The 21,182-nt window shown below is 67.6% G+C and carries 19 protein-coding genes; 5 read left to right on the plus strand and 14 right to left on the minus strand.

What is annotated here, in order from left to right:
- A partial coding sequence (locus tag ABT130_RS41370) for an ATP-binding protein (RefSeq protein WP_350965145.1) occupies positions 1 to 315 on the plus strand: 315 nt, incomplete at its 5' end.
- The gene (locus tag ABT130_RS41375; RefSeq protein WP_350965148.1) at positions 312 to 548 is read left to right on the plus strand and encodes a hypothetical protein; all 237 of its coding nucleotides are present in this window, start codon (positions 312 to 314) and stop codon (positions 546 to 548) included. The genes ABT130_RS41370 and ABT130_RS41375, both read left to right, overlap by 4 nt.
- An 86-nt stretch (positions 549 to 634) precedes the next feature.
- On the opposite strand, the gene ABT130_RS41380 is transcribed toward ABT130_RS41375, so the two are convergent.
- From ABT130_RS41380 to ABT130_RS41405, 6 genes are all read right to left on the minus strand, one after another.
- Complete coding sequence (locus tag ABT130_RS41380) at positions 635 to 1,129, minus strand: GNAT family N-acetyltransferase (RefSeq protein WP_350965151.1); 495 nt, start codon at positions 1,127 to 1,129, stop codon at positions 635 to 637.
- Between the two features lie 2 nt (positions 1,130 to 1,131).
- The gene (locus tag ABT130_RS41385; RefSeq protein ID WP_350965154.1) at positions 1,132 to 1,443 is read right to left on the minus strand and encodes a type II toxin-antitoxin system TacA family antitoxin; all 312 of its coding nucleotides are present in this window, start codon (positions 1,441 to 1,443) and stop codon (positions 1,132 to 1,134) included.
- A 271-nt stretch (positions 1,444 to 1,714) separates the two neighbouring features.
- On the minus strand, positions 1,715 to 2,197 hold the full coding sequence (locus ABT130_RS41390) for a hypothetical protein (RefSeq protein ID WP_350965157.1): 483 nt from the start codon (positions 2,195 to 2,197) through the stop codon (positions 1,715 to 1,717).
- 124 nt (positions 2,198 to 2,321) lie between these two features.
- The gene (locus tag ABT130_RS41395) at positions 2,322 to 4,073 is read right to left on the minus strand and encodes an alpha/beta hydrolase (RefSeq protein ID WP_350965159.1); all 1,752 of its coding nucleotides are present in this window, start codon (positions 4,071 to 4,073) and stop codon (positions 2,322 to 2,324) included.
- A gap of 417 nt (positions 4,074 to 4,490) precedes the next feature.
- Positions 4,491 to 5,366 carry a methyltransferase domain-containing protein gene (locus ABT130_RS41400; RefSeq protein ID WP_350965194.1) on the minus strand — a complete coding sequence of 292 codons (876 nt, stop codon included), beginning with the start codon at positions 5,364 to 5,366 and terminating at the stop codon, positions 4,491 to 4,493.
- A 111-nt stretch (positions 5,367 to 5,477) separates the two neighbouring features.
- On the minus strand, positions 5,478 to 5,624 hold the full coding sequence (locus ABT130_RS41405) for a hypothetical protein (protein ID WP_350965161.1): 147 nt from the start codon (positions 5,622 to 5,624) through the stop codon (positions 5,478 to 5,480).
- 229 nt (positions 5,625 to 5,853) lie between these two features.
- On the opposite strand from ABT130_RS41405, the gene ABT130_RS41410 reads away from it, so the two are divergent.
- Positions 5,854 to 6,273 carry a PCC domain-containing protein gene (locus ABT130_RS41410; protein ID WP_350965163.1) on the plus strand — a complete coding sequence of 140 codons (420 nt, stop codon included), beginning with the start codon at positions 5,854 to 5,856 and terminating at the stop codon, positions 6,271 to 6,273.
- Here the strand turns inward: ABT130_RS41410 and ABT130_RS41415 are convergent.
- The 6 genes from ABT130_RS41415 to ABT130_RS41440 form a co-directional block, all read right to left on the minus strand.
- On the minus strand, positions 6,261 to 6,542 hold the full coding sequence (locus ABT130_RS41415; RefSeq protein WP_350965165.1) for a hypothetical protein: 282 nt from the start codon (positions 6,540 to 6,542) through the stop codon (positions 6,261 to 6,263). The genes ABT130_RS41410 and ABT130_RS41415 overlap by 13 nt on opposite strands.
- Before the next feature lie 310 nt (positions 6,543 to 6,852).
- Positions 6,853 to 7,248, minus strand: a complete 396-nt coding sequence (locus tag ABT130_RS41420) for a transposase family protein (protein ID WP_350965168.1) — start codon at positions 7,246 to 7,248, stop codon at positions 6,853 to 6,855.
- 160 nt (positions 7,249 to 7,408) lie between these two features.
- On the minus strand, positions 7,409 to 8,740 hold the full coding sequence (locus tag ABT130_RS41425; RefSeq protein WP_350965171.1) for a TIGR02679 family protein: 1,332 nt from the start codon (positions 8,738 to 8,740) through the stop codon (positions 7,409 to 7,411).
- Positions 8,737 to 12,954 carry a TIGR02680 family protein gene (locus ABT130_RS41430; protein ID WP_350965174.1) on the minus strand — a complete coding sequence of 1,406 codons (4,218 nt, stop codon included), beginning with the start codon at positions 12,952 to 12,954 and terminating at the stop codon, positions 8,737 to 8,739. Before ABT130_RS41430 ends, ABT130_RS41425 begins: the two co-directional genes overlap by 4 nt.
- Complete coding sequence (locus tag ABT130_RS41435; RefSeq protein WP_350965177.1) at positions 12,951 to 14,192, minus strand: TIGR02678 family protein; 1,242 nt, start codon at positions 14,190 to 14,192, stop codon at positions 12,951 to 12,953. Before ABT130_RS41435 ends, ABT130_RS41430 begins: the two co-directional genes overlap by 4 nt.
- Positions 14,189 to 15,730 carry a DUF2397 domain-containing protein gene (locus ABT130_RS41440; protein ID WP_350965180.1) on the minus strand — a complete coding sequence of 514 codons (1,542 nt, stop codon included), beginning with the start codon at positions 15,728 to 15,730 and terminating at the stop codon, positions 14,189 to 14,191. The genes ABT130_RS41435 and ABT130_RS41440 overlap by 4 nt, the downstream gene beginning before the upstream one ends.
- A gap of 511 nt (positions 15,731 to 16,241) precedes the next feature.
- On the opposite strand from ABT130_RS41440, the gene ABT130_RS41445 reads away from it, so the two are divergent.
- Positions 16,242 to 18,425: an McrB family protein gene (locus ABT130_RS41445; protein WP_350965183.1), complete on the plus strand. Its 2,184-nt coding sequence runs from the start codon at positions 16,242 to 16,244 to the stop codon at positions 18,423 to 18,425.
- Positions 18,422 to 19,681, plus strand: a complete 1,260-nt coding sequence (locus ABT130_RS41450; RefSeq protein ID WP_350965186.1) for an McrC family protein — start codon at positions 18,422 to 18,424, stop codon at positions 19,679 to 19,681. Before ABT130_RS41445 ends, ABT130_RS41450 begins: the two co-directional genes overlap by 4 nt.
- Positions 19,682 to 20,040: 359 nt before the next feature.
- On the opposite strand, the gene ABT130_RS41455 is transcribed toward ABT130_RS41450, so the two are convergent.
- Entirely contained in the window at positions 20,041 to 20,607 is a 567-nt protein-coding gene (locus ABT130_RS41455; RefSeq protein WP_350965189.1) for a DUF6461 domain-containing protein, read from the minus strand.
- Positions 20,608 to 20,666: 59 nt separating this feature from the next.
- Positions 20,667 to 20,879 carry a hypothetical protein gene (locus ABT130_RS41460; RefSeq protein WP_350965191.1) on the minus strand — a complete coding sequence of 71 codons (213 nt, stop codon included), beginning with the start codon at positions 20,877 to 20,879 and terminating at the stop codon, positions 20,667 to 20,669.
- Positions 20,880 to 21,182 lie beyond the last annotated feature (303 nt).

Genomic DNA, 21,182 nt, shown 5'->3' on the forward strand with positions numbered 1-21,182 from the left:
GCCTGGGACATGTCCGCCGTGGCGGAGAACGTGACCATGGTGGTGTCCGAGCTGGTGAGCAACGCGATCCTGCACGGGAAGGCGCCGATCACCCTGGCCCTGTTCCAGTACGGGCGGGTCGTGCGGGGGGAGGTCACCGACCACAGCGCCGGGTGGCCGAACCCGGTCCCGGCCGGTCCGGATGAGGAGCACGGTCGCGGGCTGGCGATCGTCACGGCCTACGCCGATCGCTGGGGCGTCGTACCGGCGTCGGAGGGCAAGCCAGCGGACGGCAAGACCGTCTGGTTCGTCTGCGCGGAGTGGAGATCCCGGTGAGCGGCCCGCTGTCCATCCTGGAGTTGCCCGACGGGGTGCGCCTCTGCGCGGGGTGCGGCACCCGCATTGTCACGCTGGCCGCCGCGGTACGCCTGATCTGGGCTGACGTCACCGACGACAAGATCTCGGCCGAGACCGTCGAGCAGATCACCGCGCCGGTCGCCGACATCTGGGTCGACGTGCTCTGCAACCCGTCCTGCCCGTCGGGCGACCACGAGCGGTACCCGGGCTGACTCGACGCCACCACACCGGGCGGCCCTCCCCGTCCGGTACCGGCCGCAGGGCGCCACCACCTCGTCTCTGACAAGGGGTCAGAGGTTCAGCCGCTGAGGTCGGCTTCGATGTCGCTCATCTTCCGAACCAGTCGCATGTTCCCCGGGACACGGATGAATCCGTACTTCTCATAGAAGCGCGCCGCCTCCTCGTCGAGGGCGTCGACGACGACCAGGCGAGCGGCCACGCTCCGAGATGACTCCAGGGCTGTGCTGAGGGCGTGGACGAGCAGGCGACCGCCCAGGCCGCCGCCCTGCAATGTTTTGTGGAGTGCCAGTCGCGCCAGGATGACGGCGGGAATCTGGCTCGGGCCGCCCCGGCCTGCCCTGGAAGGGATTTCGTCTTTCTGCAGCAGATGGCCGGCAAGGGAGTAGTAGGCGACGACGTCGTGCTCCCCGTCCGAGGTCCACACGAAAGTACGGGCGGTGCGGTTCCGTTCAGCCTGCAGGGCTGACGTGCTCAACCAGAAGTTCAGTTCCTCCTTCCCGCAGTCGAACGAATCCATGTGGTGCTGCTGGTTGAGCGGCTGAGGGTCATACACCGTTACTTCCTTTTCGGAATCTCTCGGCTCTCCCGGGCGGCACGGGTCAGTGCCTCGTTCCGCTGTGGGGGTGCATCAAGTGAGTCGATGATCGCCTCGAAGAAGTCGGGGGGCACCACGGTGATTCGTTCATGGCGCATGACCTCTTCGGCCGCATCGAGAGCGGCGTGCAGAACGAACCCGGTGACGGTCTCCCGTCTGGCGCGGGCGGCCTGTTCGATCAGGTTCTTGTCTTCCGTGCTGATGCGGACTTCGAGTCGGCTTCTGGTGTCGTGCCTGGGGGAGGCGGTGCTGCCTGGCGCGGGACGGGTCATAACTGCTAGCTCCTCCACAGCGGGAGTCGGCGTTGCGCCGACACCGGTCGGGCGGTCGGCGCCGCAGTGCGCGGCGCTGTTCAACCGCGGGGAGATCACTCCCCGCCGCTTAGGTTTCGTACGGACAGTGTCCGTACAGGTTGGCTGGATGTCAAGCGGAGTCCAGGTGTTCCGGGTGGACCCAGGCCCCCTCGAACGCCCGACTCGGCCGGTATGGCGCGGTGGCGTTTGGTTGATGAGCCGTGCGAGCAGGGGAAATGAGTTCGGTGGGTCAGGGGGAGGCTGTGGGGGAAGGTTTGTCCGGATGAAAGCACGGCGAGCCTACCGAGAACAGAATTTGCAAGGTGGAGTTTCGGTCGACTGTATCGAGAGCAAGGCGAAAGTCGTCACCGGTCCTGCCGGACAATTGAGGCTTTCCTTGGTCGAACGCGTATGTGTTTGTAATTTTATGCCCCGCTTTCTCCCAGTTTGTCTGAATCTTTCGAACTTCCTGTACAAGGCGCTCTTTGGGGATCCCTGTCAGATAGTAGACTCTAATGACATAGATATCCCCGGTGAGAATGTTCCCTTCATTTGGGATGCATGGGTGATCGGCGAGACTCGTGGGGTCAAGGTCCAGGCCAGGAGTCGGTGTGACTCCGGTGAGGGCCGTGCGGATGAGTTCCTCCACACGGGCGAGAGCCTGAGCCTCGGAAATATTCGGACCATCATTCACCGTCGACTCCTTCACGCAGCCGCTGAGCCAGCCGATCATCGCCAATGCGGTAAGCGCCGCGAGTACACGTAATCGCCGTGCCATGAGTTCCTCTCGCAGTTCACGTGGTTGCTCGACAGCTCACCCGATTTGTGCCTCGCACGATTTTTCGCGACCTATCCACTTACGGAGATAAATCTGATGATCGAAGAAAGGGTGAGAACATTTTCTCGACTTCGTCGGACTTTCCAGTGACGATGCGGCTGATGTTACGTAGAGAATCCGAACGGTCCATCCAGTAGTCGGAGTGGCCACCCTCGCCGGCGCGGAAGCGGGTGGCGCCGAATTCGGGGGAGTCCGGATCTCCGCCGAAGCGCCCGAGCTTGGCGACAGGGTCATTGTCGCTGGCCCCGACCCACACATGATCCCTGCCCACGCCCAGCTCGGCGGCCTGCGATGTGCCGACGCCGGGGCTGCCGACGAACACCAGGTCATCGGCGAACGTGCCGGAAGGACGCAGCGTGGCGGCCTTGCCGGTGGTCAGCGAGCCGTAGCTGTGGCCGACCATGGTCAGGCGAGCCGGAACGGCGAGGTCGTGGGTGGCGTGCAGTCCGTCGGTGAAGGAGGCCAGTTCCTGGGCGCCCTTGGCGGCTGCCCCGTCCGTGGCCACCGAATGGCCAGGGGTGACCAGGCCGAGGTCGATCTGGGGAGCGTCGTAGCCTAGCCACGCGATCGAGGCCGTCCGCCCCCCATCGGCCAACCTGTTTGCCGCGCTCCAGGTGAGCAGGGCGCGGTCGAAGTCGGCGGCGCCGACCTCGACCTGGGTGGTGAACCCCGGCACATAGGTAGTGATGTTGTGTGCCCTGTCGGGGTCGCCGTACGACACCACCGCGCGGCCGTGCGCGTTCACCGCGTCGAAGGCGAGCAGCAGCGCCGGGGGAAAGCCGTTCTGGCCTCCCTTGGCGAGGGCCGCTCTCACCTCCTGGACTCTCTTCAGCATGAGGGAAACCCGCTCTCTGGCCACCTCCAACCCCGTGCGTGCCTCTCCGGAGAACACGGCCCACCCGGCTTTCTCCGTGAGACCGGACAGCATCGTGGTCAACCGTTTCTCCTCCTGGTCGAGAAAGGTCCGGTTGAGTCTGTCGCGGGTGGCCGAGGGCAGCCCGTTCAGTGAGCCGACCAGGCCCGGAGCCGCACTGGTCAGCTCCTTCGCGGTGGCCGGACTCAGTGTCTTCCACCAGGCGCTGACCCGCTGTGCCAAGCTCGCGTCTTTTCCCTCCCGCTGGAGTTTCAGTATCCCCTCCAGGGCTTTGGCGTCGCCGCCGCTCGCGCGGGAGAGCAGGTCCCTGGCCTTGTTCGGCGCGGTGTCGAACGCGCCGAACAGCCCGTACGCCGCCGCTCCCGCACCGATCGTGCCCATGGCGAGGAACGGTCCCTGCACGGGAAGCCCGTTCTCGGCGATCGGCGCCACGCGGGTGATGGTCTCCAGACGCTTTCGCAGATCTCTGGTCTGGGTTTCGGCCCAGGCCCCGATGGAGCCGATCGCGGGGCCGGCGCCGGGGGCCACGCACAGCGTCGAGCAGGCGTTCTGCAGTTGGGATCCGGCATCCATCAGCGGGTCGCCGGTCCGGTCGAGTTCTCGGATGAGGAGTTCCATCTGGCCGACGTCTATCCCCCTGAACCCGCCGGCACCCGCGCTCATGCTCGTTTGGAGCGGGGTGATCACCCGTAGCTGTGGGGGAGTGGCCCCGCCCTCGCGCACGATCATCGCGGAGATCTCGTCCAGCGCCGTCTGGAACGCCTGCTGAAGTCGTACGCGGTGGGAGAACAGTTCTTTGGTGAAATAGGATGCTCCGCCACCCACCCAGGTATTGGTCTGCATCACCTGGGACGCCCTGTTCAGCGCGGGTGCGTTGGCCTGCGCAAGCTCAGCCACTCTGCGATATGCCTCGATTGCGTATTTCGCGGTCGAAGTCATATCGGAGGACGTCACCGATGCATCTCATCATGAATACACTTGCTGGTCCATTCTTAATAAGCGAGCATCATTCTCGCTGTGCGCGATCTGCCGGATATCGGCGAACCGATATCCGGCCCACGGTTCATCCGCTCCTGATCTCGGCGCCAGATCTGTGGATATTTGAGTTAGGGATGCGGTGCCGGGCGCAGGGCTCCGCCGGTGAGGCCGTCGCGGGCCGGTGAGGCGGCGCGGTCGCTCAGCTCGGCCTCGCCGAGGACGTGGGGAAGGCGCTTCCGTACGATCGCCGGTCGTCGATTAAGAGGTCTCGCCTCGTACAGCCCACGTATAGGGAAGCCGCCTTCTTGGATCGTGGCTCGTCGGTCTGGCCGATGTTCAGCCGATGACGGCGCTCCACGCGCCGCGCCGCAGGTGGATCGTCCCGTCCGGAGTGACCCGGGCCAGGGCGCCGTACAGCGGGAGTCGCCCATGTCGCAGCCAGTGGTCGCGGACCTCGTCCAGCAGGTCCCACAGGCGACGCGGGCCACCCTGATGCACCACGGGCGGCGCCTGCCCGGTCTGCTCGGCGCGCGCCCATGACCCGTCCGGGTGGAGCATGAGCGCGGTGCGGATGTCACCATCGGTCTCGTGGTGGTGCTCGATGTCGGGCGCGGCGAGTTCCAGCATGGACCGCACCTCCCATGACTCGATCACATCCAGCACCGGGAACCTGCCTGGGCCGACGTCCTCGCCGTCCTCGGTCCGGGCCCGTTCCAGGAGTGTCCGTTCCCTGGGCGGGTAGTCGGCGCCGGCGCGGATGGGCATGAACATGGCCCAGTCTCGCTCGATGCGACCGATCGCGCCGCCGTCCTCGGTTTTGGTGGCGGTGAGGATGATCGACGTGTTCGTGATGGTGGTGGCGAGCCGTCCCCCGGCCGGGAGCGCTGCCAGCCAGGAGGCGGGGACCGGCCGCACCGACACCATGGCGACGATCCGATCCACCGGCCCCGGCAGAGAGCCGGTGGCGTCGCCGGTCACCATGGACGGCCGGTGGCCGAGTTCGGCCAGCCGTTCCCCAGCCGCCTTGACGAGGTAGGCGTCCACGTCGATCGACGTGACCTGGGCCGCGCCGAGACGGGCGCACAGCAGCGCCGTACCGTACCCGGAGCCGGTGCCCACGTCCAGGACGGTGGAGGTGTCCTCGATGGCGGAGTGCTCCAGCATCTGCACGACCAGGGTCGGCAGGGTGGACGAGGACGTCGGTTTACCGATCGGGTGCTCCTGCGGCCCGGCGTGGTCGGCGTGTGACGTGCCGACCCGGGTGACGAGGCTGCGGTCGCTGTAGGCGGCGACCCTCCAGGCTTCCGCGTCGCCGGGGCCGTCCTACAGGGTCCACGCTCCGTTGCCGGTGGCTTTCCACCAGCGGGGTACGAACGTGTGCCGGGGCGTGCCCGCGATGGGGGTCCGCCACGGTGATCCGGGGCGGGTGGCATGCTCGGCGAGCGCGAAGGCGTGCGGGATCCAGTCCATGCTCAGGAGTCTGCTCCCGCCATACCGGCTGTCGCCCCTGTGCGGCGGGGGATGGTGACCGGCAGCAGCACCGGAGGCGGAGTGATGCGGGGGCGAGGTGGTGTGCTGCCGTCATGCTCCAGAGAAAGAGTGACGAAGCCGCAAGGGCTGCGCTGCTTCGTGCACTGAGAACCGAGCCGGTGCGCGAGACTATCCGCACCATCGGCCTTGTGATCCGGGGAGAAGACCCATGCACGTGATCGAGATCCAGAAAGGCGAACTCGTCTCCGAGATCAGCCGGCAGGCGAAGGAGTTGGGCATTCTGAACGGCGCCATCGTATCCTTGATCGGGGCTGCGGATTCGTTTGTTGTCTCCACAATGCCTGCAAAAGACCCAACGGTGGACAATATCGCTGAATACGACATGACCGGCGAAATGACCAGTACCGGTGAGATCGTCGATGGCAAGCCGCATGTTCATGTGGTCATGGGCGTCGAAGGTGATAGGGGAGTTACCGGGCATTTGCACAGTGCCCAAAATCAGCCACTGGTTCGCCCGTGTTTATGTGATGCCCGTCAGCTGAACTTGTCACCCCCGTGCCACTCCCCAGCCAGGGCCCCGGCGTTGATTCGCTATGTCCCGCTTCTTCGGGTTGATCAAATGTTGTAGACGGCGAAGGTGTCGTTGTGATCGAGAAGGTCGCGGCGGGCGTGGGCGATGTTGGCCCGGTCTGCCAGACGGGCGGTGTTGATCGCTAGATTGCGGAAGTCGGCCAGGGCTCTGGGGGCGGTGCCTGTCCTGAGCTGGGAGAGGTCCTCGCGAAACGTTACGTCGCGGACCCAGTGGAGACGATTTTCCACTCCCCGATGCGCGTGTTCGTAATGGTTGAGATGGGCGGGCCTGGCCGCTTCGGCGGGCAGGCTGGTGATGCCGTACACGATCTCCTTGCTGGTCCACGCGCCGCCTGGATCGCCGACGTCGCGGCGGAGCCGGAAGACTTGCGGGCACCTGGGAAGAGGGTGTCGTCTGCTTCGGCGGTGCGGATGCTCCGGCGTTCGGTGCGGTGGTGGCCACGATCACGCTCAACGGCGGTGGTGTCGCTCCATTCGGCGTCCGGGCCGCTCAGCAGGGCTTGCGCGGCGGCGCGGGCCAGCGGCTGGTTTCCCTTCAAAATGAGGATGTAGTGGGCCTCCAACTGCTCGGTGATCAGGCGAGCGGTGGCCTTGGTGGTGTGCAGAGCGTCCAGGGTCAACACCATCCCGCGTCCAGCGCGTCGGCGTCCACCTCGGCCAGGACCCGGCGGAAAGTTCGTTCGCTGGGCACGACGAGCAGGCCGGTGAACGGGTCACGGTAGGCGCCCAGCCGCGCCAGCACCTGCTGGGAGGTCCGGGCGGCCCACTGCCAGATCGCCACGCTGTCGCTGCCGACCACCAGCGTCGCGCACGCGGTCAACGCCAAGATGACCACCAGCCGATGGCGCAGCCCGCAGGCCGAGCGCTGATCGGGCACTGTCGCCAATCGGCGTATCAGTGCCGATTCCACCACGACCGGGTCGGTGGCCAGTTCCGCTTCCCGCAACGCCAGGTCGGCGAGCCGGTCAAGACACGGGACGGAACAAGGGCTGGTCAGGGAAGATGAGGACACGAGCGCGACTCCTGCGGCGATCTTGGGTTCGGAGACCTAAAAGATCACCAGAAGTCGTGCTCTTTCGCATGCCACCTGCCGAAACCCTCAACCGCGCCATACCGCATCAGAACTCAAGAACGCCGGGGCCCTGATGTCATCCCCGCACCGGAACCGTCGCTCACGATGGGAGGGCTGATGGAGCCGCCTCGTATGCGCGCAGATCGGTGAGCAAGGTCGGCAGCAGCATCTCCTCATGGACGGCGAAGTTTCGGCGGCACATCGCGTCCTCAAGGACCGGGTCCCACAGTGTCGGGTTCGGCGAGCCGGTCAGGGCGAGCCTCGCGTCCGGCGGGAGGGTGGCCACGGCATTCCGGTAGTCGTCGGCGCTCATCCGCCACGGCTTCAGACCGGCCGCGAACATGCGGGCCGCGATCGCGACCCCGGGCCAGTCGAAGTCGCCGTGATAGCGAACGGTCACACCCGCGTCCACGAGCCGCCGTAACGCCACCCAGCCCGCGACGGACGGATTACCCGCCGGGCAGACCACGGGGACGGCCACGCGCGCCCTCACCGCCGCCTGCAGGACCTGCGGATTCTCGCACGCGAACACCTGCGTGCCGGGGGCGGCGAGCCGCGCGTCCGCCGCCGCGCCGCGGAGTTCGTGCAGGGTCAGGTGCGTGACCAGCCCCATGTCGGCGCGTTCCCGCATCATCGCCGACCACGGATCGCTCCCTGGTGGTCGCAGGGACCAGACGAGGACGGTGCCCGACACCAGGTCGGTCGCGACTCCCAGGCGCGCCCACAGGTCACGCCGTTCCTCGGCCGTCTCCGGTACGGCGACGCCGAACGCGGCGGCCGCCGCACGCAACACGAGCGAACCGGGGAGCCTGCCGTCGTCGAGGCCGTGCGCGTCGCCAAGGCAGCGGCCGGCCAGCTCCGCGATCTCCCAGCCGGGGTCTCGCGTGATGGGGCCGCCAAAACCACCCGATGCCGAGAGTTCGGCGAGCACGGCCGCGAATTGGGCGACCGCCACGGCGGCCGTATCGATACCGGCCCGGGTCAGCAGTCCCGAGCGACGTATGCCTTCGACGAACGCCGGGGCCCAATGTGTCCGCACGGCTCCGGCGGACGCCAGGGCGGCGTCCAGTCGCGCCCATACGCCGGCCCATGAGGCGTGCGCCTTCTCTTTGACGGCCGCTCGATCCACAAGACCGTCTCCGGTGAGCTGCGCGACGACCGTGACCAGGCCCGCGGCCGCCGCCGAGGACCGGAGGGCCTCGTCGAGCGCGGTGAGGGAGACGCGGATCCGGCCTGCGGCGATGGGCTTGCCGAGCAGGCCGGACAGCCGGTCGGCGCCGTTCTCGTCGAGCGTCACGGTGACCGTTCCCGCCACGGCGAGCCTGCCGCGCTCCAGCTTGCCGCGTACGGCCGTCCACAGGGGAGCGAGGCAGGCGGCGGAGAGGTAGCGTCGGGTGCGTTCCGGCAGCCGAGGCTCGGCGGGCGGGCTCACCGGGCGGGCCGCAGATGACGATTGTGGCCGTCCCAGTGGATGCGGGTGGTCACCGCGGCGGTGCCCTCCCCGCGCCGGATCTCGTAGCAGTCCAGCGAGGGAACCTGCGGATAGAAGCCCCACAGCGCGTGGCCGGTCATCGCGAAGTCCAGATCGAGCCGGACGAGCAGGCCCATCAGCTCTCCGATCGTGCGGTTGTCGACCTTGGCGAAGGCGTCGTCGAGCAGGATGAGCCGGAGCGCGCGGGCCGTGTCCGGCAGGCCGGACAGGTAGGCGTCGGCCGCGGCGAACAACGTCACGTACGACACGAACCGGATCTCCCCTTGGCTCAGTTTGGCCCGTCGGCTGATCTTCCGTTCCTGTCCCTGCGCGGGACCCGTGATGACGACCTCCATCTCATGCCACGACCGGTAGTCCAGCGCCGACTTCAGGTGGGTCGCGTACCCCGCGGTCGGATCCGTGGCGAACTCCTCGCTGACACGGGCGTTGAGCAGCTCGGTCAGCTCGTCCTCCTGCTCGGGGGAGCGTACGTCGCCGGCCGTGGCGACGAGCGCGCGGATCCTGGCGACGGTGGGGCCCGCGGCCTCGGAGAGGTTCCAGCGCAACTTGACCCCGATGCCGTGGCTGGTGCTGATGCCGGCCAGGCTCACGTTCATGGCCTGGATCAGCTCCTTGGCCTGCTTGAGTCGCTGCCGGAGTTCCTCGGCGACGCCGCCGAGGATGAATTCGGTGAAGACGCGTCGTTCGCGGTCACTCAGCGCCAACCGTCCCGCTTCGCACTGATGGTGGAGATCGGCGGCGGCCTCCGACAGGGAGCGCTGGCCGGTCGCGTCGGCGATCGCCGTCAACCGGACGCCGTCCCGCACCGTGGGGATGACGTCGAAGCCGCCGGCGAGCTCGCGTTCCGCCATCTGCTGGGCACGGATCAGCGCGTTCTCGTCGGCGACCTGTCCGCGTCTGTCCAGTGCGGCCATCACGACCCCGACGGCCGCCTCGACGTTGGGGGGATCGATGTGTGTCAACGGGACGTGGAAATGAGGTTGCCCGGTCGCGGCCGCCGCCACTCCGGGAAGCGTCAGCCGGGCGAGAAGCCTCTCCGCCGCCTCGGTGAGCCGGACACGCTCCCGCTGGGCGTCCTCCCGGGCCACCTGCGCCTGGGCTTCGGCCTTGCCATTCTCCCCGGCAAGCTCGGCGGCGCGCTTGCGGGTGGATTCCAGTTCACGACGGCACGCCACCAGCCCCGCCTCGGCGGAGTGCAGATCGGCTCGTGCCTGTTCGGCCGTGGCGCCCACGTTCTCCCTGATCGCGGCCAGCTCCGCGGCCTCCCCGTACCACGTACCCCACTTCTCGGCGGCGGCCACTTCGGCATCGTGTCGTGGTCGCCGAGATGCCCGCGCTCGGGCCACGGCGTTCGCGTGCAGGCCGACACGGTGGCGCAGCTCTGTCAGGCGCTGTGCGGCCGTCCCGCACAGACGTACGGCGTCCCGGAGCCCATCCTGTACCGCAGAGAGCTCGTCAGCGGCGGTCGGCAGGTCGAATTCGGCACATGCCACCCGGTGCGCGGCGAGGGCGGCGGTCCACTCCCGGCGGAGGTCGACAGCGGCCTTGCGCGCTTCGTGGCACATCGGCTCGATTTTTTTCACCCGCTGCCTCGCGGCGGCCGTCAGCGTGTGGGCTGACCGGACCGACTCGCTTGTCGGCGCGGTGCGCAGGTGAGAGTCGAGCGCGTCGCGTTCGTCGTGCAGCGCCTCCTGCTGAAGGGCTCGGTTCTCGGTGGCACCGGCCAGGGCGGCGAGCGAGACGTCGATCTCGGTGAGCCGGGCGGCCCGGGCGGCGGCTCTGGCGGCCGCGCCGATATGCCGGGCCGTCGCCGTCCGGTGGCGACCGGTGAGGGGACCGTTGCCCCAGGCACCCTCGGTGTCCACCCAGGTGGGGTGGTCCTGATCGCCCAGCGCGACGCGGTCGAGTACGTCGCGCACCAGTTCCGCCGGAAGCGCGGACGCGGTCTCGACGACCAGCGCGTCGCTCAGCGGATTCGCGGCGAGGGGGCCGGTTGCGCGCAGCAGGAGCCGGCCGTCCGGGGCCGCGAGACCGCTGCCCGTGATCGTGGCCGTCAGCAGTCCCGAGGCGAGCAGGGCGCCCTCAAGACCCGCGCGTTGCCCCTCGTTCAGCTGGGCGGCGAAGTCGACGGCACGCCACAACGGCACCTCGTCGCCGCCCACCTTGCGTGTCCAGTGCGGCAGGGGCGGATCCGGATCGCGCGCGGCGAGCAACCCCTTCCGCTCGTCCTCCAGCACCTGCCGTCGTTCCCTGTCCGCCCGGTCCTCGGAGTCGAGCATGGCGAGAGCGCGGGAGAGCCGGTCGTGAACCGCGTCGGCGGCCGGCCTCACCACGTGGTCGAGCGCGGTGAGCAGATCCATCGTGTCGTCGCCGACGAGCGCGCCGGTGTCGTCGAGCACCGGCCGGAGAGCGGTCGCCGCCCAATCGACGCCGCTCAGCAACGTCCGGGTCCGCTCACCGGTTATCCAAGCCGTCCAGTCACGCGCGAGAGCGAGCGCGGCGGCGTCTCTGGCCCTTTCCTCCCCCTCCGCCTCCGTCACGGCGTCGGTCAGCCGCTGTTCGGCCTCGGAGGCTTTCCTGTCGGCCGATTCCACATCGCGTGCCTGTTCGTCGAGACGGCGCGCCTGCTCCAGGCGCGTGCCCGCGTGCGTACCACGTTGTGTCGCCGTGTGGGAGACCTTGTTCACCTGGTCGACAGCGCCGCCCAGGTCCGAGGGGGTCGTCTCCAGGCGCGCAGGGACCGGGCGGGTGAGCGGCTCGGGTTCGGTGTGTAGACCGAGCCTGACCATTTCCATGGCACCCGCTTCGCCGTCGGTCATGACGCAGGCGACACCGGGCATGGTGGCGCGTACACCGGCGCCCAGCAACGGATCCCGCGTCTCCTCGATGGCCTCCGCGGCGATGCGGGCCGCCTCGACGGCCTCGCGGGCCCGCTCGTCGGCTCCCGCCACCTTGCCCGCCTCGTCGATCCGGGCGGCGATCGCCATCCGGATCGCCAACTCGGCGGTACCCCCGAGCGCCTGGACCTTACGCTCCCGCTCGTCGAGATCACGGACGGCGCCGTACGCTTTCGAGGCGCGGATGCCCTCGGCGCTCCTGCGCAACTCCTCCTCGTCAGTCGCCAGCTCCGCCGTCTTGGCCTCGGCCTGCATGTGCTGCTCGGCCAACAGCACATGGTCGTCGTGCAGCTTTTCAGCACGCCGTTCGACCTTCCGGACGGCGGTGACGGCTGCCTGGGCGGCGTCGGCGGTCTCGCTCAGGACACCCACGGCGTATCGTCGATAGATGTCGAGGAATCCGGACACCACCCGGTACGCCATCTCCAGCCTCTGCTGAGCGGCGCGCGTCTCGGAGAGGCCGTCGAGCTGCTCGCCCGCTCGCGACAGTGCGGCCTCACTGGGCGGCGGCAACGCGTCGGCCAGGATCTGCGGCAGCCTGCCCTCATCGATCCGATTGCCGACATCCGGGGCCCGAAGTGTCCGCAGCAACTGGAGCAGACCTGCGAAACGCTCCTTGCCCGAATCGCCCGTCAGCCCGAAGACCGTGGCGCGGACGCGCTCACGATGGACGTCCGATGAGTCGGCGATGCGATCCGCGCCTATCACCTCGGCCAGCCCCTCACGCGACAGCGGGGTACGGTCGTCGCCGAGCAGGATCAGGTCGTGTCCGACTCGACATGGTGTGGTGAAATACCACGCTTTCGCCTCGCCGGTGGATTTCGCGAACCGGACCAGTGCCCCCAGCGTGATGTACTCCGGCTCTGCCGTCCCGTCCGAGGTCTCCCCGCCGTCGCCGTGGCGGATGAGCTCCAGCCAGAGGTAGCCAAGCCGGTTGGGCTGCTCCTGCCCACCGGCGCGCATCAGGTCCTCGAGGCGCACGCGGCCGGATCCGGTCGCGTCCATCCTGCGGCGGTCACCGTCGAGGAGGAAGGGCAGGAGCATTTCCAGGGCCCTGGACTTCCCCGAACCGTTGGTGCCTCGCAGCACCAGACGTCCACCCGAGAAGGCGAATTCGGTCTCGTAGTAGTGCCAGACGTTGATCATGCCTGCCCGATGCAGGCGCCACCGATGCGGATGGTGTTGTGGCGGGGTCTGCTCAAGGCCTGCGGACCTGTCGATCACGGAGATCGGACTCGTACGATCCATGGTGGTCATGCCGTCTCTCCGGTCTCGTCGGTGAACAACGGGTCCTGTGTCTCCTGCGGATCGGTGCCGAGCCGCCGCCTGGCGCGTGTCGTGGCCGACACGTCTCGTACGCTGGGTCGGTAACGGGCGGCGGCCGGATGAACGACCACTCCCTCGGTCACGACGGTGGCCAGGCCCACGGACGCCAGCAGGTGAACGACCTCGTCCCGGAAGCGGGTCGGATCGTTCACGATGTCGCTTCGCCATGCTTTAGCGTGGCGAAGCGCGAGATCGCTCAGTCTGTCGTCGACGACCGGCCACGGCGCGAGCACGCCCGTCATGGTCCGGCCGTCGAGGATCACCTGCCCGGCGGTCTTCGGTTCGAGGACCTCGATGAGTGCGTCGAGGAGAAGCAGCGCGGCCTGCCGCACGGTTCCGGTGCCGGGGAAGGCGACATCGGTGAGTCGTTCGTCCGCGTCGTACGCGAGGGCGCCCTCCGCTCTGACTTCGAGACCCAGGCCGAAACTCTCGTCCAGAACGCGGGTGAGCTCGGTGCGCTCCCTGCTCAGCACGTCGCGCTCGGCTTCGCTGAGATCCCCGCGATGCACCACCGGGTTCTCCACCAGCTTGCGACGGAGGGAACGACGGGGCTGGTCGGGCAGGTTCGGATCGTCGGCCCACAGGAGTTCGGGACGCGCGAGCGGGTAGAGGGGGCGCGCGACCAGGTGCGGCAGCAGGCTCCGGTTGACGGTCAGCAACGCCTCTTCGCGGCGCTCACCCCATGCCACCACGCTTCCGTCCGTTTCCGTCAGCACACCCCAGGCGAGCAGGAAGTCGATCGCGGCGACGAGGTCGCGTCGTTCGGCGAGTGTGTCGTCGATCGTGATGCCCGTGGCGGCGGCGTCCGCCCGGATCTGCTCCACGAGCTGCGACACCAGGACCTGTTCTCCCACATCCGACGCCAGCAGGCCGGCACAGACCAGGGCTAGATAGGCGTAGGCCCGTGGCGTGAACTCGCTGCCGGAGGGGCGACGAGCGGGACGGACCGGGGCGTCGGGTGTCAGCGGTGTCTTGACCAGCCGGGCGAAACCGGTCTCGACCACCAGGGCATAACCCAGCGATCTGGCGAAGGTCGACTTGAGCGCGCCGGAGTGCTTGCGTACGAGGGCGAGCTGCTCAGGGTGCCGATGCGAGGTGAGTACGGGGTCGGCGAGAAGAGCACGGGCGGCGATGCGTCGCTCGTCGGCGTCGTGGGCTGCGATCGTCATCCCTCAGTCCCCGTCTGGTCGTCATCGGCCATGGCGACGTCGGTGAGCGAGGTGACGCTCAGGCCCAGATCATGAACGGTGAGCCGGCCGTCATCGGAGTACACGCGGGTTATGCCTCCCGGGCGGGGCACGGCGACCAGAGCCAGGTCCAGGTCTGTGTCCACGGACGTGACCGGACCGGTCAGATCCGGTGTGACGGCCAGTAGATCGGAGAGTTTGTCCAGCAACAGCTCGCAGGCCGCACGGGTGATCCTGGCCTCGCTCAGGTCTCCCACGGCGATGAGCTCGGCCGCCGCCCCGGCCTTGCGGGCGACCTCCTCGTCCGCTTCCGCCAACAGCCGCTCACGGTCGAGACCCGGGTCGGGAACGCGTGCCGTGCGCCCCCGCGCCGCGCGATCACCACGTTCCCGCAGCGATACCGGTACGTCGACCGGGCCGGCGTCCCACCACGAGGTGCTCGCCGTGGCCCGGCCGCCGACTTCGTCAGGGCCCATGAGCAGGTGCCGGGAGGGGTAGGCGCCGAACGCCGCCGCGAAGATACGGTGCGCCTCCTCGGTGTCGGCCTCGGCGAACCATGTCGCGAGACGAAGGAGATCGGCACGCCTGGACACTCCGGTGCCCGCGGCGGCCAGCATGCGCTTCGCGTTCGCGAGGAGCTGACCGAGTGCCTGCTCCGCCGCCGCACGCAGCTGAGCGGGCCCCGAGCGGCCGTCCCTGCCGTACCACGCGGCCAGCTCGGTCCACTCGGCGGCAGTCCGGCCAGGCGAGCGCTCGGCCGGGCTGCCATCAGGACCGGTCAGTCCAGGAAGCGCGGCGAGCACCGCGAGAAGCCGGTCAAGATCGGGAAGTATCCTGTCCAGCCGGTCGGCGACCGCGGGCGCGTGCCGGGCGACATCGGCTGATATGAGGTCGACGTATTCGAGGAGCAGGGTTTTGAACGCCGCGTACTCGGCTCCCGCCAGGTCATATCGGGACATGACCTGATGAAGATAAGCGTAGAAATCTCGCACGCTTTCGGTGAAAAATCGCTGGTTGTTGAAGACAGTCGTTACATCGGCGGCCAGCGTTTCGGCGTCCATCCGCCGGCCGCCCGAGAGCCGCGCCAGGATGTGGTCGAGGATCTCGGCTGTGCTCCCGAGCAGCTCACGGGCCACCTCTCGCGCTCCGTCGGTCGCGGAGAGCAGCTCCTCGACCTGCCGGTGTGCCCTGCCGCCGAGTTTCGAGATCTGATATCGGGAACGGGAGCGCAGCCACTCGGATACGGTCGCCACCCGGGCGTCGCGCACCGATCGAACCAGATTTCCCCATGATTCGAGTCGTCGGCATCGGTCTTCGACGTCGTCCGCCGACAGCGTGATCCCGGCCTCCTCCAGCAGCGCGGCGGCCTCCGTGGCTGACAAATCCGTGAGCAAGGTGTTGGTGAAGAGCCGCATCAGCGCTACGTACTCATGGGCGTGCTTGTCGGCGGTCGCGTACCGATAAAGGTCTAGTCGCGCTCGCGCCTCCGCCGGAAAATCCTTCGGGTCGTCCAGCTCCATGTCTCACCCATCTTGTGTGTGATCAGCACAAGTCATCACTCGCCGAAGAGTATCCGCCTACGTTATGCAGATACTCCGCCATTTTTGAAAAGCCGGCCCCATCTATCGTATTCGAAAATATTGTCGAGACGGGCCGGGTGAACGCCACTCGGTAAGCCGAAATCCCTCGCGGGACTAAGGATGCTTTCGGTGACCAAGTGGGCAAATGGGGGCAAAGGGGGATTTTGATCTTTACGGCACGGGTGCCGCAGCTTCGAGTATTATATTTCGTCATCTTTGACTGTTTGGCCGAAACGCCTAATCGTGGTGTTTTTGCGGCGCGTTAGCGCAACCGTTCGATTGTTATGTCGAGGGGAAGGGTCTCCGCCGGTCAGGTCGGTGTAGGTAGAGGTGGAGCCTGCTGGCCAAGAGCACAGAGGCGAGGGAGAAACGCCTTCTGGTCAACCCTGCGTAACGTCCTGCGGGACACATGAAGATGTGTAGGGGACAAGATTACGCGGAAGGGGCCCATGTGGATCGGAAGCAGGGCGTGGTCGTGTGCCGTGCGACACGCCAGGTGGTCGACAACGGTGTTCTGACCGGGGAGTCGTCGTTCGCTCCCGGCCTGCGCGCCTGGACCCCCGAGGTGGCGGACGAGTTGTTCCGCCGGTTCGTGGAGAACTTCGACGAGTCCTCTGACGAGTTCCTGGTCAAGCTCGAACGGCAGATCGCCGAAGGCAGCGACGAGGCGATCGTGCTCGCCGCCGAACTGCTCTATCTCAACGTCATGCCGCTGAGCCCGGCCACGATCGGTGTCAATCGTAAATTCGAGATCCTGGACAGCGTGCTTTCGTGGGCGTCCTTCCCCGTGAAGGTGCCCGAAGGGCTGGCCGCTGCGGCCTCACCGGGTTTCATGAAGGGGGGCCAGGCGTTCCTCAACTACCGCTGGGCCCAGTTCGCCTTCCTCATCCGCCTCACACGGCTGCTGGTGAAGCTGTCGCCCGAGGAGCGGGAATCCGCTCTGCGGGATCCGTGGCGCTTCCGGGAACTGGCCGAATCGGTGCTCACCGACTACGACGGCAAGTCGCGGGCTCGCGCCCAGTTCCACGTGCTGCTGTTCCTGCTGTTCCCCGATGTGTTCGCCCCCGTCTCGGTCGAGCGCAACAAGCAACTCATCCGTGACGCCTTCACCGACCGGCTTGCCGAGCCGACCGGGGATCTCGACCGAGACATCTACGCCATTCGCCAACGGATCGAAGCGGAACACGGCGGACAGTTCAGCTTCTACGAGGAGCCCTGGCGGTCTCGCTGGGAGCCGCCTCCGCCACCGCGGCCGCAGAAGGGCTGGCTGGTGCGCGGGGCCAACGTCGACGGCGTCAACGCGATCCCGCTGTGGTTGAGTGAGGGCTTTTGCTCGGTCAGCTTTGCGGACATCGAACGACTACCGGCCGGCGCGTCCCGGCAGCAGGTCAAGGAGGCTGTCGCCGCCGGACTCCCCGACGCCAAACAAGGCGCGAAGGATGCCGCGACCGGGCAGCTGTGGCGGTTCCTCAGCGGCTTCCAACCTGGTGATCTCGTCGCGACCGTCGACGGTGACGCCGTCTATATCGGTACCGTCACCGGTGACGCTTATCACGACGAATCCGCCGACCGTGGCCTGGCTCGCCGCCGCGCGGTCGAGTGGAACCCCGTCGCCATGAGCCGCCAGGCCCTCCCCGAGGAAGCCCAGGCCAAGCTCAAGACCACGATGACGATCTGCGAGCTGACCAGCGTGATCGCGGCGTTGGCCACCGGCGCCGGACTGGAGGAACAGCTCACCGACGAGGTGCTGGCCCGGGACGAGACCCGCGACCTGATCGTCCCGGCACTCACCCAGATGTTCGCCGACGACCTGCTCATGCCGCTCAGCTGGCTGCGGGAGACCGCCGACCTGCTGACCACCAAACGACAGATGATCCTGTACGGCCCGCCCGGCACCGGCAAGACCTACCTGGCCACCAAGCTCGGCGAGGCTCTGGCCGGTCCTGATCGCACCAGCCTGGTGCAGTTCCATCCTTCCTACGGGTACGAGGACTTCATCGAAGGCTTCCGCCCTCGGCTCGGCGAGAACGGCACGATCGGCTTCGACCTGGTGCCCGGCCCGTTCAAGAACGCCGTTGAGGCCGCCGAGAAGGAGCCGGATCGGCCGTACGTCCTGGTCATCGACGAGATCAACCGCGCCAACCTGGCCAAGGTGTTCGGCGAGCTGTACTTCCTGCTGGAGTACCGGAACCACGAGATCACCCTGCAGTACTCGCCGGACGAGCCGTTCAAGCTGCCCAAGAACGTCTTCGTCATCGGCACGATGAACACCGTCGACCGCTCGGTGGCACTGATCGACGCGGCGATGCGCCGTCGGTTCGTCTTCCGCGCCCTGACCCCTGACCGGCCCCCGGTCGACGGGCTGCTACGCCGCTGGCTGGAGCGCGAGCGCCTCCCCGTCCTGCCCGCGCTCTTGCTGGAGGAGGTCAACCGCCGCCTGAAGGACCCGGACCGCGCCGTCGGCCCCTCCTACCTGATGACGCCCAGCGTGGCCACCCGGCGTGGACTGGAGCTCATCTGGGCGGCTGAGATCCTGCCCCTGCTGGAAGACCAGTTCTACGGCAAGATCGACGACATCGAGACCGAGTACGGCCTAACGGTCCTGCTCGCCGCGCTCGGCCACACCCTGCCGTGACTTTGCATCTCCACCTCGAAGAGGCCACGGCCGAGCCGCCCCGGCCCTTGACTCCGGCGCAGGTCGCCACGCTGGCCACAGTTCCCGACCTGGTCGCCATCACCCCGACCGGGGGCGGGCTGTGGCGGCTCGCCGGGCGCCAGCGGGTCGGGACCGTACGGCTGGGCCACGGCGACGGCGCCGTCGAGATGCGCGTCCGGCCGAAACTGCCGGTGCGGCGGCTGCTCGGCCTGCTCGAACGCGACGACATCTGGCAGAACCGCGAGATCACCGCCGCTGCCGACGACCTGCTCGTCCCAGCGCTGACCACCGTGTTCGCCCGTGCTGCGGAGCGTGTGCTTCGCGGCGGGGTTCTGCATGGTTATGTCCACCGCGAGGACGCTCTCACCGTCGTGCGAGGCCGGATACGTACCAGCGCCCAGCTGAGCCGCCGGATGGGCTTGCCCACCGCGATCGAGGTCGCCTACGACGACTACCTGGCCGACATCCCCGAGAACCGGATCCTGCTCGGCGCGATCGAACTCGCCCAAGCCTTGCCTGACGTCGCGGGCACCACGCTCGCGCTGCTGCGACATCTGAGCGCGCGGCTGGTCGGCGTCGTCCCCGTCCGCCCCGGAGCGCCGCTGCCGCCATGGCGACCGACCCGGCTCAACGAGCGATATGTCCCCGCGCTCCGGCTGGCCGAACTGCTCCTTTCCGGAGCCTCACTTCAGCAGGAGGGGACGCGGGCGATACAGATCGACGGGTTCATCCTGAACATGGCCCAGATCTTCGAACGCTTCCTCACCCGGGAACTCACCACCGCGCTCCCGGCGTACGGCCTGCGCTGTGCCGCCCAGCAGGGGCACCGGCTGGATCGGCAGAGGCGAGTGCTCTTCCGGCCCGACATCCTCGTCCATCGCGACGGGCGGCCCGAAGCGGTCGTCGACGCGAAATACCGGACGCTGGACGGTGCTCCGTCGATGGGGCATTTGTTTCAACTGATCTCTTACTGCACCGCTCTCGGTCTCACCGAGGGGCACCTCGTCTACGCCTCCGGGACGCCGTCAGCGGAGCCGTACCAGATCGAGAACTCGGATATCAGGGTGCACATACACGTCCTGGACCTCGATCAGGAACCTGCTGACCTGTCGAACGCCGTGGCTACGTTGGCCGGGCGCTTGACGGAACGTTCCGGACGATCAGCCATGGCGACCGGATCGAGCCCGCCGGCCGACGAGATCGATCCGGTCTCCGGTGTGCGGATGGGAACATGACAGCGAATCTTGGACAGGGGCAGGCGGTGGCGGCTGAGGGTACGCGCCGACATCCCCGACCGGGCCGCCATGTCCTCCGGGGCAGCGGCCGGTCGAGATCGGCGGTTATCCAGTCGAGGAGTGGGGCGAGAGAGCCGGGGACCGGCTCGGTCGTCGGCGGCGCGGGGTATTTCCTTGGTTCCGTCGCTGCCGCACCGGACGCCGAAACAGCGACGGTGCCGAGGAGAACCTGCGAAACACGCAGTTCCTCTGTGCTCAGCCGCAACGGCTCCAGTCGCTCTTCCACTCCGCGGGAATGCGCGGCGAAGTGATCCACCGTCCGCGGCCGACCCTCGGGGGCCGTGGACGGCGGGTTCCGCTCACCTCGATCCGGGAACGACTCCGCCCAGGTAGGTGGACTCCTCCAGCAGTTGCGGCGTCATCGTGATCCCGGTGAGGCGCTCGGCCATGAGGAACGCCGGCCCTTTGCGGGGATCGGTGTGCGGTGGGTAGGTGGAGCCGATCCGCTCCATGGTCTCTGCGAGCTCGTCCGGCATCTCCTCCGAGTAGCTTTCATGGTGCCTGAACATGAACTGGATCTTCCCGTCGTCGATCCAGTGGAAGTAGTCCATGTCGTCGACGTCGAGGTAGAAGTGGGAAACGAGGCGGGTGCCCGCCAACAGCGGCATAATGATCTCTTCGGTGACGCCAAGCCCACTGTAGGCCTCGACGAGGAGTACCCAGTCTCCAACGGCGACGGCACCGAAGGTTTGCCGCCGGATCAGCTCATCAAGCGTCACGCGAGAGCAGTCTTCAACCCGGACGCCGAGCCGGGTCACCACTTCCTCAGGCGTCAGGCCGCGGACGTAGGTGAAGCAGTAGGCATCCGCCAGGTTGGGGAAGCGCTCGGGGGAGAACCAGGAGTAGTCGTCAGGAGTCGCGATCATCCCGTCATGCTCGCAGCACCCACCGACGCAATTGAGTGCCCGCACCTGCGACCTGTCGATCACCGCCTTGGACCAGTCCAGCCGGTCAGCGGTGTGCGGCTCGGCCGGCCTCTAGGGCTGCCCAGGGACTCGGTGACGAGGTGGTCGGCCTGGTGCTCGTGGTCGGGCCACGTGCCTTGGCTGATCCGGATGGTCTGGAGTCCCACCGCGCGGCCCCAGGCGATGGTGGTGAGGTTGTCACCGACCGTCCACCCGTCCTCGGCCAGATCCACTCCGCGAGGCCGTGGCCACCCTGATCTTGTTCGAATAGCCCGAATCAGAGGAATTCGGGGCAAATGTGATCTTAATGTCATAAAGATCCACGATCGTGGAGGAGTGCGAACGTGGCTCAGTGATCAAGTTAGGAAGCGGCTGGGTACGTTTGGCCTGATTGTGCCTTCCATCGCGCAGTGTGCCGTGGGCGCCGCGCTGGCCTGGATTGTCGCCGTTCATCTGCTCGGCCACACCCATCCCCTCTTCGCGCCCATCTCCGTGATGATCTGCGTGGGTGTGGGGCTCGGTCGGCGGCTGCGCAG

It is taken from the genome of Streptosporangium sp. NPDC001681, from assembly GCF_040298085.1.
Taxonomy (GTDB): domain Bacteria; phylum Actinomycetota; class Actinomycetes; order Streptosporangiales; family Streptosporangiaceae; genus Streptosporangium.